Below are 14,962 nucleotides of genomic sequence, written 5' to 3'. Positions count from 1 at the left end.
CCCGCGGCGCCGCTGAAGCCAGCCTGAAGCGGCCGCCGTCGCGAGTGGTCAGCCCAGCGGCACCCGCAGGGTCAGCCGCGCGCCGCCCCACGGCGATTCCGCGATCGTCACGCTCCCGCCGTGCGCCGCCGCGATCTCGGCGACGATGGCGAGCCCGAGCCCCGAGCCGCCGGCGTCGCGGGCGCGCCCTTCGTCCAGCCGGACGAAGCGCTCGAGCACCCGCTCGCGATCGGCCGCCGGGATCCCCGGTCCGTCGTCGTCCACGACGAGCACCGCGGTCGCGCCCTCGCCCCGGGTCGCGATCGCCAGCCGCGAGGCACGGTGCCGCACCGCGTTGTCGACGAGGTTCCGCAGCGCCCGACCGAGCAGCGCCTCGTCCGCCACGACCTGCACCGGCGAGACCCCCGCGGCGTCCACGGCGATCCCGGAGTCGCGCAGCCGCCGGACCTCGCGCAGCGCCAGGTCGTCGAGGTCGACCGCGACCGCGAGCACGGCCAGCCGCGCTTCGTCGGCCCGCGCCAGCAGCAGCAGGCCCTCGATCAGGCCGCCCATCCGCACCGACTCCTCGGCGACCGTGGTCGCCAGCCGGGCCGCGTCGAGCCGGTCGGGGTGCGCGAGCGCGACCTCCGCGCTCTGCCGCAGGGCAGCGACCGGCGAGCGCAGCTCGTGGGAGGCGTCCGAGACGAACCGCCGCTGCCGCTCCTGGCCGGCCTCGAGTCGGCCGAGCATCCGGTTGAGCGTCTGCGCGAGCCGGTCGATCTCGTCGCCCGAGCCGGGCTCCGCGACGCGGCGGTCCAGGGCCGCGGCGGTCACCGCGTCCGCCTCCGCGCGCATCCGGTCCACCGGCCGCAGGGCGCGGCCGACGACCGTCCAGCAGACGATCGCGACGAACGCGACCAGCAGCGGGACGGCCACCGCGAGCAGCCCCGCGGTCGTCGCGAGCGCCTCCGCGCGGCCCTCGTCGGGCACGCCCACGACGACGAGCGAGCCGTCGTCGAGCTCCTGGGTCGCGACGACCAGCGGATCCTCGTCCGCCGGCGTCGTCGTGAACGGCTCGTCGCGCTCCTGCGTCGCCAGCGCGGGCAGGTCCTCGGCGTCCTCGCCCGCGGCGACCACGCGCCCGCCGGCGATCAGCTGGACCACACCCTCCGAGGTCCGCACCGCGTCCGCACCGCCGCGCTCGACCAGCGTCGCGACCCGCTCCGCCTCGGTCTCGGCGGCCGTCGCGGCGCTCCCGGCGAGCACCGAGGAGAGCACCAGCAGGAAGCCGACCGCGCCGAGCACCGCCGCGAGGGCGACCACGGCGGTCGCCGCCAGCGTGATCCGGGAGCGCAGGGAGCGCCGCCGCTTCGTCACGGCAGCCCCGCCCGTCACAGCAGCCCCGCCCGTCACGGCAGCACCGAATAGCCCGCGCCGCGCTGGGTGCGGATCGTCTCGCGGCCGAACGGCCGGTCGATCTTGTTGCGGAGCGTCCGGATGTAGACCTCGACGATGTTGGGATCGCCGTCGAAGTCGAAGTCCCAGACGGCGCCGAGGATGTCGCGCTTGGGCACGACGTCGCCCGCGCGCGAGACGAGGTACTCGAGCACGCTGAACTCCCGGGCCGTGAGCGGGATCGCGACTCCGCCGCGCTCCACCCGGTGGGCGGCCGGATCGAGCACCAGGTCACCGACGGTCAGCACCGTCGGCCGCTCGGCGGCTCCGCGTCGGATCAGCGCCCGCAGTCGCGCCACGAGCACGGGGAAGGAGAACGGCTTGGTGAGGTAGTCGTCCGCGCCGGTGTCGAGCGCCTCGACCTGGTCGAGGTCGCCGTCCTTCGCGGTGAGCATCAGGATCGGCGTCCAGTCCTCGGCCGCGCGCAGGCGCTCGCAGACGCGGAAGCCGCTGATGTCGGGGAGCATCAGGTCGAGCACGATCGCCGCGTACTCCGCCTCCTGCGCGAGCCAGAGCGCGTCGGTGCCGGTCGTGGCCGTGTCGACCGCGAAGCCCTCGCCCTGGAGGCCGGCCTCGAGCGCGCCGAGCAGGTTGATCTCGTCGTCGACGATGAGGATGCGGATGGGAGCCTCCCGGTCTCGGCGCGGACGCCCAGGTTAACCCGGCCGTCGTCCGGGTGCGCTAAGACGGGGCGGTGAGCACCGAGCCCTCCCTCGCCCGCCGCCTGGGCACCCGCGACGCCGTCGTGATCGGGCTCGGCTCGATGCTCGGCGCCGGGCTCTTCTCGGCCTTCGCTCCCGCCGCGGCGGCGGCCGGCCCGTGGCTGCTGCTCGGCCTGGCGCTGGCCGCGGTGGTCGCCTGGGCGAACGCCTCCTCCACGGCGCAGCTGGCCGCGCAGTACCCGCGCTCCGGCGGCGCCTACCTCTCCGGCCGTGAGCGGCTCGGCGAGTGGCCGGGCTTCCTCGCCGGCTGGAGCTTCGTCGTCGGCAAGACGGCGAGCTGCGCGGCGATGGCGCTGACCGTCGCCGCCTACGCCGCGCCCGCGGGCTGGGAGCGGCCGGTCGCGGTCGCGGCGGTCGTCGCGCTCGTCGCGGTGAACGTGCTCGGGGTGACCCGCACGGCTCTCGCCACGCGGATCCTGCTCTCGATCGTGCTCGTGGTTCTCGTCGTCGCGATGGCGGCGGCGGCGTCCGGACCGGCCGCCGTCATCGGCTCCGACCACCCCTTCGACGCGTACGGCGTGCTGCAGTCGGCCGGTCTGCTGTTCTTCGCCTTCGCCGGCTACGCCCGCCTCGCGACGATGGGGGAGGAGGTGCGCGACCCCGCCCGCACGATCCCGCGGGCGATCCTCGGCGCGCTCGGGCTCGCGGTCCTGATCTACGCGGTGGTCGGCGCGATGCTGCTCGCGGTGCTCGGGCCCGAGCGGCTCGCCGCCTCGACGCAGCCGCTCGTCGACGCGGCCGCCGCCTGGCCCTGGACCGCGGTGCCGATCCGCGTCGGCGCCGCCGCGGCGAGCCTCGGCGCGCTGCTCGCGCTGATCGCCGGCATCGGCCGCACGAGCCTGGCGATGGCGCGGAACGGCGACCTGCCGCGGATGCTCGCGACGATCGACCCTGTCCGCAGCGTTCCCCGCCGCGCCGAGATCACGGTCGGCTTGATCGTCGTCGTCCTGGTCCTCGTGGCCGACCTGCGCTCGGCGATCGGCTTCTCCTCGTTCGGCGTGCTGCTCTACTACCTGGTCGCGAACGTCGCGGCGCTGACGCAGGAGCCGCGCTTCCGCCGCTTCCCGCGCGCGCTCGCGGTGCTCGGTGCGGCCGGCTGCCTCCTCCTCGTGGCGACCCTGCCTCCCGCCTCGATCGCGGGCGGCGTCGCGGTGCTCGCCGTCGGCATCGCGTACCGGGTGATCGCTCAGTCGCGGGTGCGGCGGAGCAGCCAGACGAAGTAGGGCGCGCCGACCAGCGCGATCATCAGCCCGGCGGGCAGCTGCGACGGCGCGATCAGCGTGCGGCCGAGCGTGTCCGCGACGAGCACGAGCAGCCCGCCGAGCAGCATCGCCACCGGGACGATGCGGCCGTGCCGCGCGCCGACGAGCGTGCGCGCCAGGTGCGGCGAGACCAGTCCGACGAAGCCGACCGTCCCGACGGCGACGACGGCCAGCGAGGCGAGGACGGCCGCGAGCGCGAGCACGCCCAGCCGGGTGCGCTCGGGCCGGATGCCGAGGATCCGCGGGGTGTCCTCGTCGATCGCCAGCAGGTCGAGGCGGCGGCGCAGGCCCAGGAGCAGCGGCAGCAGCACCAGGATCCCGATCGCGACCGGCAGCACGTCGGGCAGCGACCGGCCGTAGGTCGTGCCGGAGAGCCAGGTGAGGATCCGCGGGGTCTGCCACGGGTCCGAGCTCAGCAGCAGGAACGCGGTCACCGCGCTCAGGGCGTAGCCCGCGCCGATGCCGACGAGCACGAAGCGATCCGGCTGCAGACCGCCCCGCCAGGCCAGCAGGGCGATCACCGCGAAGGTCGCGAGACCGGCGGCGACCGCCATCGCGATCAGCACGGGCCGTCCGCCTCCGCCGAGCCCGGTGGTCACCACGATCACGGCGCCGAGGCCGGCGCCGGCGGTGATCCCGAGCAGTCCCGGCTCGGCCAGCGGATTGCGGACGGTGCCCTGCACGGCGGTGCCCGCGAGCGCGAGAGCCGCACCGGCGAGCACGGCCGCGGCGATGCGCGGCGCCCGCTCGTCGAGCGCGCGGGCGACGAGATCCGGTGCCGCGCTCTGCAGCCAGAGGGCGATATCGCCCAGGCGCAGCTGCAGGCTGCCCGCGAGCAGGCCGAGCACGACGGTGCCGGCGAGCAGGACGACGAGCACCGCGAGCACGATCCGGAAGCGCCGGACCGTCCGCAGCGAGGAGCGCACCGTGCGCGCCGTCCGCGCGGAGCCGGCGTCGCGCATCCTCAGCGCGAGCACCACGATGACGACCCCGCCGAGCACCGCGGTCGGGATGCCCGTGGGGATCGCGGTGGCCCCCTCCGGGCTGAGGATCGCGCGCAGCAGCGCATCGGCGAGCACGATCAGCGCGGCGCCGATCAGACCCGAGGCCGGGACCAGGAAGACGTGGCGGCGCAGCGCCGGCACCCGCGCGGCCAGCAGCCGGGTGAGCACCGGGGCGCCGAGCCCGACGAACGCGATCGGCCCGGCGAGGGTGACCGAGGTGCTGGTGAGCAGCACCGCGCAGAGCACGGCCAGCGCGCGGGTCGAGCGGACCGGGACGCCGAGCGTCGCGGCGCCGTCCTCGCCGAGACCGAGCACGTCGAGACGGCGCGAGAGCAGCAGGGCCAGCGCGAGGACGACGACGATCAGCGGAGCGGCGCGCACCGAGGCGTCGATGTTGAGCTGCCCGAGCGAGCCGCTGCCCCAGGCGAACAGCCCGGTGGTGTTCTCCCGGAACAGGATCAGCAGCATCGCCGTGCCGGAATCGAGCGCCATCGCGATGGCCGAGCCGGCCAGGATCAGCCGGGTGCTCGAGGTCCCCGCGGCGCGCCCGGTGAGCGCGAGCACGACGGCCGCCGCCGCGAGTCCGCCGAGGAAGGCGACTCCGCTCGACGCCCAGAGCGGCACGGCCACCGAGAAGGCGGCCACTGCCGTCAAGGCGAAGTAGGCGCCCGCGGTCACCGCGAGCGTGTCCGGCGAGGCGAGCGCGTTGCGCGAGATCGACTGCAGCAGCGCCCCGGCTGCGCCGAGCGCGATGCCGACGGCGATGCCCGCGGCCAGCCGCGGCAGCCGCGAGCCGGCGAAGATGTCGGCCGCCGAGACTCCGCCGACCGACACCTCCTCGCCGAGCAGCGCGCGCAGCAGCCCGTCGGCGCCGATGCCCGAGGTGCCCTGGGTCAGGTGCCAGAGCCCGACGAGCACGACCACGACCGCGAGGGCCGCGAGCACGCCGACGCCGACGAGCGCCGTCCGAGTGCGGATCACTCGCCGACGATGACGTCCACGAAGGCGTCGATGGCCTGCTCGCCCGACTTCGGGCCTCCCGCGCCCCAGACGCCGGGCGGGAACTCGAAGGCGCGGCCCTGCTGCACGGCGGGCAGCGCAGCCCAGACCGGGCTCTTCGCCAGCTCGGTCACGTAGCTGTCGGGGGTGCCGTCGTTGGAGTAGATCAGGTTCGCCTCGCCGACCGCGGTCAGTCCCTCGATGTCGGTCTGCGCGAGTCCGTAGGAGGGGTCGACGCCGCCGCTGCCGTAGGAGTCGTTGATCTCGTCGGTCCAGGCGCCCTCGAGGCCCAGCTCCTCGCCGAGCTCGGTGAACAGCGCGCCCGTCCCGTAGGGGCGGATGACGACGTTGCCGCTCTCGATCCAGCCGTCGAAGAAGACGAACTCGGGCGTCGCGAGCGCCGCCTCGGCGACCTCGGTCTTGGCATCGGCGAGGTGCTGGTCGAACTCGGCGAGTACCGCGTCGGCGCGCTCGGTCCGGCCGGTGGCCTGGCCGAGCAGCGAGAACACCTCCTTCATGTTGTCGATCTGGCCGCTCGCGTCCGCGCCGATGGTCGCGAGGACGGGCACGTCGCGCTCCTCGAGCTGGGCCAGCAGGTCGTCGTCGGCGCTGTAGGCCTCGATGACGATCAGGTCGGGGTCGAGCCCGTAGAGGGTGTCCAGGTCGGGCTCGCCGCGCTCGCCCACGTCGGTGGTGCTCTCGGGCAGGGTCTCGGCGCTGACGTAGGTGGTGTAGTCCTCGGTCGAGGCGGCGCCGACGGGAGCGACGCAGAGGGTGAGCAGATCCTCCGTCTGCTGCCACTCCAGCACGACGATCCGCTCGGCCGGCGCGTCGAGCTCGACCGTGCGGCCGAGGCTGTCGGTGAGGGAGACGGCGCCGGTGGCGGTCTGCGTGTCGTCGGCGGCGCACTCGGCGGAGTCGACGGTGCCGGCGGCGTCGGCGGTCTCGACGGCGGTGGTGCCGCAGCCGGTCAGCAGGAGCACGCCGGCGGCGGTCGCGGCGAGGGCCGCGCTGAGGAGGGGGGCGCGGGTGGTTCTGGCGCGGGTCATTCTTCGGTGTCCTCTCGGGAACGGGCAGGGGTCTGGTCGTGCAGGCGGACGCTGTGCCGGCTGACGGGGTCGATGCGCAGGTGGCCGGTCCGCTCGTCCACGGCGACCTCGACCCGCAGGCCGTAGGCCGCCTCGAGGTGCTCGGCGGTGAGCACGGCGACGGGGTCGCCCTCGGCGAGGATCCGCCCGTCGCTGAGCAGCAGCAGGCGGTCGGCGACGCGCGCCGCGTGGTCGAGGTCGTGCAGGACGACGCCGACGGCGGCCCCGTGCACCTCGGCGAGATCGCGGACCAGGTCGAGCGTCTCGACCTGGTAGCGGAGGTCGAGGTGGTTGGTCGGCTCGTCCAGCAGCACCACCCCGGTCTCCTGGGCGAGGCAGGACGCGAGCCAGACCCGCTGCAGCTCGCCGCCGCTGAGCTCGCCGGCCGCCCGCTCCGCCATCGCCAGCACACCGGTGGTGGCCATCGCGCGCTCGACGGCGTCGCGGTCCTGCGCGGACGGCCCGGCGAAGCGCCGGCGGTGCGGGTGCCGGCCGAACTCGACGACCTCCCGGACGCTCAGCCCCTGCGGTGCGGTGCGGCTCTGCGCGAAGAGGGTCACCTCGCGGGCGAAGTCGCGGCTGCTCAGCGCGCTCGCGGGGCGGTCGCCGTCGAGGGTGACGACTCCGCTGCTCGGCGCGTGCAGGCGGGCCAGCGCTCGCAGCAGGGTCGACTTGCCGGAGCCGTTCGGGCCGACCAGCGCGGTCACTCGGCCGGGCTCGAGCCGCACCGAGACGCCGTCGACGACGGTGCGCCGGCCGAAGCCGAGCACGAGCTCGGTGCCGGCGAGGCGCGAGGGCGCGCGCGACGGCTCGCGGGAGGGGGTCATGGCGGAGACGGATTCCTGCATCGGAGGGGAGCGGGAGGGGATCCGCTGGTGGAGGCGAGAGCCGACTAAGGGTTGGCTTACCTTCCTCAGGCTAGGCGGCGGCCGGACCGACCGCAATCGACTGCCGAGGACAGCCGATAGAGCGTTCCGGCCATAGCGGTGTGCCGGTGGTCAGAGCGCCGCGGCGCGCTGGTCCTGCGCGAAGGCGCCGGGCGTCGTCCCCATTACCCGCTTGAACGCCGCGATGAAGGTGCTCGGATGGGTGTGCCCCATCAGCTCCGAGACGTCCAGCACGCTCCGCCCCTCCGCCAGCAGCGCGAGCGCGCGGTGCGCCCGCAGCGCCTGCCGCCACTGCAGGAACGACAGGCCGGTCTGCGAGCGGAAGACGCGGGAGAGGGTCCGCTCGCTCACACCGAGGCGCTCCGCCCAGTCCGCCAGGGTGCGCCGGTCGGTCGGGTCCTCGAGCAGCACTGCGACGAGCGGAGCGAGCCGCTCGCCGCGCGGGACGGTGACGGAGTACTGCTCGGTCGACGGCGCGATCACGTCGAAGACGACCGCCTCGGCGCGCAGCCGCGCCGCCTCCGCCAGGTCCGTCCGCGACAGGTGGGTGAGCAGCGCGGCGAGCACGGGGGTGATCTCGACGAGGACCGGCGCCGGGATCGGCACGGGCGAGCGCTCCGGATCGAAGAGCGCGTCGCAGAGCGCGGTCCGCGCGGTCGTGCGGCCGGCGTGCTCCGTACCCGCCGGGAGCCAGACTCCGAAGCCGTCCGGCACGGTCAGGATCCGGTGCTCCAGCCGCACGGTCATCGTGCCGCCGCGCACCCAGACCAGCTCGTGCAGCCGGTGCCGGTGCGGCGCGAACTCGTGCGGCGCGTCGAGCAGGACGCTCTCGGCGAGGATCGCGAACGGCTCGGGAACGCGCGACGGGACGCCGGCGTCGGCGACCACCACCGTGCTGCGCTCGCGCCGCCAGGTGCCGCGCGCGCTGTCCTCGTCCATGGTCACGATCTTAGGAAGCACCCGCGCCGGGCAGACTGTCACGATGACCGCAGCGCAGACTCCCACCGCAGCGCAGACTCCCACAGCAGCGCAGTCCGTCCGCGACCGCCTCGTCGAGCACATCGACGCCGTCGACTTCGGCGCCCACGGCCTGCACGTGCTGATCGGCGACGACACGGCCGAGCACCGCTGGACGCCGGACGTCCGCGAGGACGTCCACTCCGTCGCCAAGGGCGTCTGCGTGCTGGCCGCGGGTGTCGCCGTCGACGAGGGCCTGGTCTCGCTCGACGAGCCGCTCGCCGCCCTCGCGGCGACCGTCACCGATGATCTCGGCGAGGGAGTCGCGGAGCTCACGCTGCGCCGGCTGCTGAGCATGACCAGCGGCATCGATCTGCCCTGGTCGCCCACGCTGATGACCGACTGGCCCGACCTCGCCGTCGAGTTCCTCCGCCGCCCCTCGCGCGGCCCGGTCTTCCAGTACTCCAACGCCAGCACCTACACGGCGATGCGCCTCCTGGAGTCGCGCGTCGGCGACGTCGGCGACTACATCGACCGCCGGCTCCTCGCTCCGCTCGGCCTCGGGGGTGCGGAGTGGGAGCGCTGCCCGAACGGCCGCATCGTCGCCGGCAGCGGACTCGCCCTGCGCACGGAGGAGCTGGCCCGGATCGGCCGTCTCATCCGCGACCGCGGCCGGTGGCGCGGCGAGCGGATCGTCGCGCCCGAGTGGGTCGACGCCCTGCACTCCGACTGGGTCGCCGCGGGCACCGGTCCCGGCTACGAGCGCTACGCCCTCGCCGGCTGGGACGGCCCCGGCCCGGGCTGGCGCCTGCACGGCGCGCACGGGCAGCTGCTCGTCTTCGCCGGCGACGGCGTCGCCACGGTGACGGCCGCCGATCACGCCGGCGCCGACGCGATCGCGGCCGCCCTCACCGCGGAGCTGGCCGCCGCGCACTAGCGTGGCGGCAGCCGGCTACTCGTCGCGGTCGGTGTACTCGCCCTCGGCGTCGGAGTCGGGTCCGGCGCTCTGGGAGTCGACGTAGCTGCCCTTCTCGGTGCTCGACTCCTCGTGCGAGGAGGTGTCGACGTAGCTGCCCTGCTCGTCGCCGTCGGTGTGCGAGACGCCGTCGGTCGAGGTGTACTCGCCGTCCGTCGTCTCCACCGTGTCGGAGTCGGCGGCCAGATGGCGTCCGCGGTGGGTCGTCGTCTCGGTCTTCTCGTCGTCGTGTGCCATGGCGGGCTCCTCGCCTCATCGCGTCGGGTGGATGCAGTCGACGATCCTGCACCCGGACGGCCGGTGCAAGGTGTCGCGGCTGCACATCCGCGCAACCCGCCACGAACGAGGACTCCCGTGACGCCGAGCGCAACTCCTGTCGCGACCCGTCCGTCGCCGCCTAGCCTCCGAGGATGACAGCACGGACGGCACGCACCGCAAGCACCGGACGCACCGCCCGCACCCGCTGGAGCGTCATCGGCCAGCTCGGCCCCCTCTTCGACGACGGCGGTCCGATGCTCCTCGTCGAGGCCCGCTCCGCCTTCGGGCGGCGGCCGATGCACCGCGCCAAGGCCCAGCTGCTGCTCTCGGCGCTGCGCCACCGCGGCCGCGAGCTCGGCGACCGCGTCGAGTACGTCCGCGCCGAGACCTTCGCCGAGGGCCTCGCCGGCCGCGACGACCTCGAGGTGATCGACCCGCCGACCCGCGGCGGCCGCCGTCTCGCCCGCCGGCTCGGGATGAGCGTCCTGCCCAGCCGCGGCTTCGTCACGGAGGAGGAGGACTTCCGCGAGTGGGCGCTGGCGAAGTCCGGCAAGCGCCTGCTGCTCGAGGACTTCTACCGCTGGAGCCGCGAGCGCACCGGCGTGCTGATGCGCGGCGATCAGCCGGAGGGCGGCCGCTGGAACTACGACCACGACAACCGCAACCCGCCGCCCAAGGGCGCGTCGCGCCTCGGGCTGCCCGATCCGTGGTGGCCGGAGGAGGACGACATCGACGAGGAGGTGCGCGCCGACCTCGCCCGCTGGGAGCGCGAGGGTGCGATCCACCTGGTCGGTGAGGACGGCCCGCGCCGGTTCGCGGCGACCCCCGCGGAGGCGGAGGCGGCGCTCGCCGACTTCGTCTCGTCGCGCCTGGGCGATTTCGGCACCTACGAGGACGCGATGCTCTCCGGCGACTGGACGATGGCGCACTCGCTGCTGAGCGCCCCGCTCAACCTCGGCCTGCTCGATCCGCGCGCCGTGATCGACGCCGCCGCGGCCGAGCACGCCTCGGGCGGCGCCCCGCTCGCGAGCGTCGAGGGCTTCGTCCGGCAGATCCTCGGCTGGCGCGACTACGTCTGGCACCTCTACTGGCACCTCGGTCCGGACTACCGCGACCGCAGCAACGCGCTCGGCGCGAAGAATCCGCTGCCGCGGCAGCTGCTCGACCTCGACCCGGCCGGCATCGAGGCGAACTGCCTGCACGAGACGCTCGACGACGTCCGCCGGCACGGCTGGGCGCACCACATCCAGCGGCTGATGGTGCTCGGCAACTGGGGTCTCCAGCGCGGCTGGGACCCGGCCGAGCTGAACGACTGGTTCGTCGACGTCTTCGTCGACGGCACGGAGTGGGTGATGCCGGCGAACGTGATCGGCATGTCCCAGCACGCGGACGGCGGGATCGTCGCGACCAAGCCGTACTCGTCCGGCGGCGCCTACATCAACAAGATGTCGGACTACTGCGGCGGCTGCCGCTTCAACCCGAAGGTGCGCCTGGGCGAGAACGCCTGCCCCGTCACCGCCGGCTACTGGGCGTTCCTCGACCGCACCGAGCCCGTCCTCCGTGGCAACCACCGGATGGCGCAGCCCCTCGCGGGTCTGCGCGCCCTCTCCGACCGCGCCGCGGTCGTCGCCCAGGAGCGCGAGCGCGAGAGCTACTGACCCCCTTCTTGCTGATCGAGCGGCCCGCTCCGCGGGCGTATCCCTTGCTGATCGAGTAGCCCGCTCCGCGGGCGTATCGAGATCCACGCCCGTCAGAACGGCGCCGGCACGTCGACGAACCGCGGTCGCCCGGGCAGCGGCGGTGGCCGGGTGCTGATCCGCCGTCCGGTCGGGGTCGTCCAGGTGATGGACCCGTCCTCGTCGTCCCTGCCATAGCTCCATTGATCGCCGTGTCGGACGTGGTGGTGCGAGGTGCAGAGCGACACGAGGTTCTCGAGCGAGGTCTCGCCGCCGTTGCGCCACTCGATCGTGTGGTCCGCCTCGCTGGTCGACGCGCTGCGGGTGCAACCGGGGAAGCGGCAGGTCTGGTCCCGCAGCTGGAGGTGCAGGCGCATCTGCGGCGGGGGCACGCGCCAGGTCCTTCCGACGGAGACGACCGCCCCGGTGTCCGGGTCGGTGAGAACCCGCGTGAATGACGCGGCGGTGCGGATCAGCTCGCGGGCGATCTCCGCGGGCACGGGCCCATAGCCGTCGAGATCGGCGGGTGCGTCATCGAGGCCCACGGCGGTGGACGCCGCGAGCGTCAGCCGCACCTCGGCGCGGAGGCCGGGGACGAAGGTCGGGTCCTCGCGGTGCTCGGCGTCCGGAGTCGTGCCGGCGATGTCGCCGTCGCAGAGGAGATCGACCGCCGCATCCGCGCTCAGCTGTTGAAGGGTGCGCGGATCGCCCTCGTCGCGGAGGGTCCGGGCGATGCGCCGGAGCCGGTCGTAAGCGCCCGTCACTGCCGGTGCCGGAGCGTGCAGGCACAGCGTCGCCATCCCGTCGACGTCGGGGGTGACCCAGACGGCGCGGTCCTCTCGTGCGTGCGCGTGCCGTTCGGCGAGCGGCTGCTCGTGCAGCTCCTCCCGCCAGCGGTTCAGGGCGCGACGCAACTGCGCAGTGGTCATCGTGACGGCGGCTTCGGCCGCGCGCTCGTCGAGTGCCGTGCGGGAGGCTTCGGGGAGGCTGCTCGCGGTGCGGCAGATCGCCTCGCCGACCTCCCAGAGGATCCGGCCGTCGCGCAGCAGAGCGCGGGTGAGGGGGAGGTGCTCCATCAGCATCTGCGCGGTCTCGAGGCGGCGGGACACCTCCCGCTCGGACTGGCTGTACGCCACCGCGAGCTCGGCGCGGATGGAGCGCTCGACGAGGTCGCGGGTCTCGCTGCGTGAAGTGCCGCGGTCGAAAGCCTCGGGGATGGTCAGCGCGAGCCGGTAGCCGCGGTGCAGGCGTTCCGCCGCTCGGAGGCGCGTGGGGGAGGTGGAGCGCTCGTCGGCGGCGGAGTCGTCGAAGCAGTCGCGCACCTCTGCGAGTGCTGCCGCATCCTCATCTTTTAACATACGCGTATTCAAGCAGGGACCACCGACATCCGAGCGGCGTGCTGCATGGTTCGGGGACAACGCCACCAGATGCGGCGTTGGGGAGGAGACCTGCTCCCGGACGACCGGACAACGTGGGTCTCGATACGCCGCCGGAGGCGGCTGCTCGACCAGCGAAGAGGAGGCCGCTGCTCGACCGCCCGAGCACCGGGCGCCTCCCGATCCCGCCTACGCCGCCGCGTACACCGACACGGTCACCGCGACCGTCACCGCCGTCGTCTCCGCGCGCCCCGCCAGTACCGCGTCGACCGTGGCCGCGTCGACGTGGTGCGCGCTCGGCCCCATCAGCACCTCGGCGCGCAGCTCGCCGGGCGTCATCGCGACCCCGTAGTCCAGCTCCTCGCGCGCCACCCGCTCGAACCCCACCAGCTGCTCGTCGAGCCGCTCGGCCTTGCCCGCGTCGATGCCGAGCATCCCGAACACCGGCCGGATCTCGGCGAGGTGCCGCTCCCGCGGCGTCACCACGATCGCGACGCCGCCCGCCCGCAGCACCCGCCGCATCTCCGGCGCGTTCCGCGGCGCGAACACCGTCAGCAGCGCGTCCGCCACCGCGTCGCGCAGCGGCAGCGGCTGCCACAGATCCGCCGTCGCGACCGCCGCCCGCGGATGCGCCCGCGCCGCCCGCCGCGCCGCCGCCGCGGACAGGTCGAGCCCAGCCCGCTCGCCACCGGGCGCGCGTCGAGCACCGCCGCGAGATACGCGCCGGTCCCGCAGCCGAGGTCGACCACCAGCCGCGCCTCCTCCGGCACCGCCGCGGCCACCGCCTCCTGGATCGGCCGGTAGTGCCCGGAGCCCAGCAGCTCCTCCCGCGCCTGCACCATCGCCGCGGTGTCGCCGGAGGTCGCGTGCCTGCCGCGCAGCAGCGAGACGTAGCCCTGCCGTGCGAGGTTGGCGCTGTGCCCGAGCGGGCAGCGGAGCAGCGACGGCCGCGGCAGCGCGTCCGGCGCGAGCTCCGCCCCGCAGGCCGGGCAGGCGAGCGCGGGCAGCACCGCCGCCCCGGGCGTCCCCGCCGGGTCGAACGGGTGCAGGCTCACGCCGACAGCTCCGGATCGCGCCGCATCGCCGTGATCGCCGCGTTGAGCGTCGCGATCACCGGCACCGCGAACAGCGCTCCGGCCAGCCCCGCGACCTCGAGCCCGGTCGCGACGCCGAGCACCACGGCCAGCGGATGCACCTTCACCGCCGAGCCGAGGATCAGCGGCTGGAGCACGTGCCCCTCGACCAGGTGCACCACGATCACGACGCCGATCATGATCAGCGCGGCGACCGGTCCGCTGAAGAGCAGCGCGACGACCGCCGCGAGCGCCCCGGTCACGATCGCGCCGAGGAACGGCACGAAGGAGCCCAGGAACACGACGATCGCGATCGGCACGACGAGCGGCAGCTGCAGCGCGAGCGCCCCGATGCCGATGCCGATCGCGTTGATCGCCGCGACGCCGAGCTGCGCGCGCACGAACTGGCTGAGGGTCCGCCAGCCGGCCGCGGCCCCGGTGTCGAGCGGGCGGCGTGCGGCGACGGGCATCAGGCGGACGATCCAGGTCCAGATCCGCCGCCCGTCGAGCAGCAGGAAGATCAGCGAGAACAGGGTGAGCAGCGTGCCCGCGAACACCTCGGCCACCTGCGAGCCGACAGCGAGCGCCCCGGAGGCGATCGTCGACGCCTGGGTGTCGGCCCACTGCACCGCCTTCTGCGCCCAGTCGCCGAGCTGCACGTCGGTGAAGCCGAGCGGCGGCCCCTGCAGCCACGCCTCCACGTCGTCGACCGCGTCGAGCGCCCGCTGCCCCACGCCGCCGAAGCCCGCGCGCGACTGCACGACGACGAGCGCGATCAGCCCGACCAGCGCGAGCAGCAGCGCCAGGATCGACACCAGCACGGCGAGCGGCCGCGGCAGCCGCCAGCGCTCGAGCCGGTCGCGCAGCGGGGTGAGCAGCGCGGTGACCAGCAGCGCGATCAGCACCGGCACCACGACCACTGGCACCAGCGCGACGAGCTTCACCACCAGCCAGAGCAGCGCGGCGACGGCGAGCACCCGCCAGCCCCACGCGGCGGCGATGCGCATGCCGGGCGAGACGTCTGAGTGCTCGGCGGCGCGCTCGGCCGGGGGAGTGGGCGCGGCAGTGGGCGGGAGAGTGGCCGGGGCAGCACCAGGGCTCGCCGCCGCATCGCGTCCCCCGTCGCGCAGCCGGCGTCCTCGCATGTCCCCTCCGATTCCTCCCGCAGTGTACGGTCGCGGCGGTCGACCTCGCCGCGAGTGAGTGGTCGTCACGACGGATCCGGTTGCGCAAAGCCCCGATCACTGACG

General features: G+C 74.6%; 14 protein-coding genes. 3 read left to right on the top strand and 11 right to left on the bottom strand.

Annotated elements, in window-relative coordinates; translation table 11 throughout:
- Window positions 1–48: 48 nt before the first annotated feature.
- Both GSU72_RS16545 and GSU72_RS16540 read right to left on the bottom strand, forming a co-directional pair.
- Window positions 49–1,356: an ATP-binding protein gene (locus GSU72_RS16545; protein ID WP_244255861.1), complete on the bottom strand. Its 1,308-nt coding sequence runs from the start codon at window positions 1,354–1,356 to the stop codon at window positions 49–51.
- A gap of 32 nt (window positions 1,357–1,388) precedes the next feature.
- On the bottom strand, window positions 1,389–2,057 hold the full coding sequence (locus tag GSU72_RS16540) for a response regulator transcription factor (RefSeq protein ID WP_159986896.1): 669 nt from the start codon (window positions 2,055–2,057) through the stop codon (window positions 1,389–1,391).
- A gap of 71 nt (window positions 2,058–2,128) precedes the next feature.
- On the opposite strand from GSU72_RS16540, the gene GSU72_RS16535 reads away from it, so the two are divergent.
- Complete coding sequence (locus tag GSU72_RS16535; RefSeq protein WP_159986012.1) at window positions 2,129–3,379, top strand: APC family permease; 1,251 nt, start codon at window positions 2,129–2,131, stop codon at window positions 3,377–3,379.
- Here GSU72_RS16535 and GSU72_RS16530 read toward each other — a convergent pair.
- The 4 genes from GSU72_RS16530 to GSU72_RS16515 form a co-directional block, all read right to left on the bottom strand.
- Window positions 3,343–5,403 (bottom strand): iron ABC transporter permease, encoded by a 2,061-nt coding sequence (locus tag GSU72_RS16530; protein ID WP_159986011.1) that lies wholly within the window; start codon window positions 5,401–5,403, stop codon window positions 3,343–3,345. The genes GSU72_RS16535 and GSU72_RS16530 overlap by 37 nt on opposite strands.
- Window positions 5,400–6,470 (bottom strand): ABC transporter substrate-binding protein, encoded by a 1,071-nt coding sequence (locus tag GSU72_RS16525; protein WP_159986010.1) that lies wholly within the window; start codon window positions 6,468–6,470, stop codon window positions 5,400–5,402. The genes GSU72_RS16530 and GSU72_RS16525 overlap by 4 nt, the downstream gene beginning before the upstream one ends.
- The gene (locus tag GSU72_RS16520) at window positions 6,467–7,336 is read right to left on the bottom strand and encodes an ABC transporter ATP-binding protein (RefSeq protein WP_159986009.1); all 870 of its coding nucleotides are present in this window, start codon (window positions 7,334–7,336) and stop codon (window positions 6,467–6,469) included. Before GSU72_RS16520 ends, GSU72_RS16525 begins: the two co-directional genes overlap by 4 nt.
- 171 nt (window positions 7,337–7,507) lie before the next feature.
- The gene (locus GSU72_RS16515; RefSeq protein WP_159986008.1) at window positions 7,508–8,335 is read right to left on the bottom strand and encodes a helix-turn-helix transcriptional regulator; all 828 of its coding nucleotides are present in this window, start codon (window positions 8,333–8,335) and stop codon (window positions 7,508–7,510) included.
- A gap of 43 nt (window positions 8,336–8,378) precedes the next feature.
- On the opposite strand from GSU72_RS16515, the gene GSU72_RS16510 reads away from it, so the two are divergent.
- Window positions 8,379–9,290, top strand: coding sequence for a serine hydrolase (locus GSU72_RS16510; RefSeq protein WP_159986007.1), 912 nt, complete (start codon window positions 8,379–8,381; stop codon window positions 9,288–9,290).
- Between the two features lie 15 nt (window positions 9,291–9,305).
- On the opposite strand, the gene GSU72_RS16505 is transcribed toward GSU72_RS16510, so the two are convergent.
- Window positions 9,306–9,566: a hypothetical protein gene (locus GSU72_RS16505; RefSeq protein WP_159986006.1), complete on the bottom strand. Its 261-nt coding sequence runs from the start codon at window positions 9,564–9,566 to the stop codon at window positions 9,306–9,308.
- A gap of 173 nt (window positions 9,567–9,739) precedes the next feature.
- On the opposite strand from GSU72_RS16505, the gene GSU72_RS16500 reads away from it, so the two are divergent.
- Window positions 9,740–11,245, top strand: coding sequence for a cryptochrome/photolyase family protein (locus GSU72_RS16500; RefSeq protein WP_159986005.1), 1,506 nt, complete (start codon window positions 9,740–9,742; stop codon window positions 11,243–11,245).
- A gap of 92 nt (window positions 11,246–11,337) precedes the next feature.
- Here GSU72_RS16500 and GSU72_RS16495 read toward each other — a convergent pair whose 3' ends face one another.
- From GSU72_RS16495 to GSU72_RS16480, 4 genes are all read right to left on the bottom strand, one after another.
- Entirely contained in the window at window positions 11,338–12,621 is a 1,284-nt protein-coding gene (locus GSU72_RS16495; protein WP_159986004.1) for an HNH endonuclease signature motif containing protein, read from the bottom strand.
- Window positions 12,622–12,828: 207 nt separating this feature from the next.
- Window positions 12,829–13,209: a hypothetical protein gene (locus tag GSU72_RS16490; RefSeq protein WP_159986003.1), complete on the bottom strand. Its 381-nt coding sequence runs from the start codon at window positions 13,207–13,209 to the stop codon at window positions 12,829–12,831.
- Entirely contained in the window at window positions 13,191–13,694 is a 504-nt protein-coding gene (locus tag GSU72_RS16485; RefSeq protein ID WP_159986002.1) for a hypothetical protein, read from the bottom strand. The genes GSU72_RS16490 and GSU72_RS16485 overlap by 19 nt, the downstream gene beginning before the upstream one ends.
- Window positions 13,691–14,857, bottom strand: coding sequence for an AI-2E family transporter (locus tag GSU72_RS16480; protein ID WP_159986001.1), 1,167 nt, complete (start codon window positions 14,855–14,857; stop codon window positions 13,691–13,693). Before GSU72_RS16480 ends, GSU72_RS16485 begins: the two co-directional genes overlap by 4 nt.
- Between the last annotated feature and the right edge of the window lie 105 nt (window positions 14,858–14,962).

This window comes from Rathayibacter sp. VKM Ac-2760 (genome assembly GCF_009834185.1).
Classification (GTDB): domain Bacteria; phylum Actinomycetota; class Actinomycetes; order Actinomycetales; family Microbacteriaceae; genus Rathayibacter.
The sequence above is the reverse complement of the archived record's forward strand: the minus strand, read 5'-3'. Positions and strand labels throughout refer to the sequence as shown.